The organism is Lactobacillus sp. UMNPBX15, assembly GCF_002553785.1.
GTDB classification, from domain to species: Bacteria; Bacillota; Bacilli; order Lactobacillales; family Lactobacillaceae; genus Lactobacillus; species Lactobacillus crispatus.
Genome location: NZ_PCYV01000104.1, coordinates 1 through 383, shown reverse-complemented (window position 1 = coordinate 383; position 383 = coordinate 1). Strand labels below are relative to the sequence as shown.

1 protein-coding gene is annotated in these 383 nt (G+C 41.5%); it reads left to right on the top strand.

Features of this window, described 5'->3' with window-relative positions; translation table 11 throughout:
- Window positions 1–383, top strand: a 383-nt coding sequence (locus CP366_RS10470; RefSeq protein WP_143469320.1) for an aminotransferase class I/II-fold pyridoxal phosphate-dependent enzyme, incomplete at both ends; no start/stop codon positions are given.

Genomic DNA, 383 nt, shown 5'->3' with positions numbered 1-383 from the left:
TAGCAGAAAATAATTTCTTGCCAGACTTAGAGGCAATTCCTGAAGAGGTGGCGCAACGTGCTAAATTCTTCTATCTTAACTATCCTAATAATCCAACGGGTGCTGTAGCTACTCCCGAGTTTTATCGCAAATTAGTTGCGTGGGCCAAAAAGTACCATGTGGGCATTATTAGTGACTTTGCCTATGGCGCAATTGGCTTTGACGGTCAAGCTCCAGTTAGCTTTATGGAAACACCAGGCGCTAAAGATGTGGGAATTGAATTTTATACCTTTTCTAAGACGTTCAACATGGCAGGGTGGCGAATCGCATTTGCGGTTGGTAATGCAGATATTATTGAAGCCTTAAACTTAATTCAAGATCACCTATTCGTTAGTCTTTTTCCT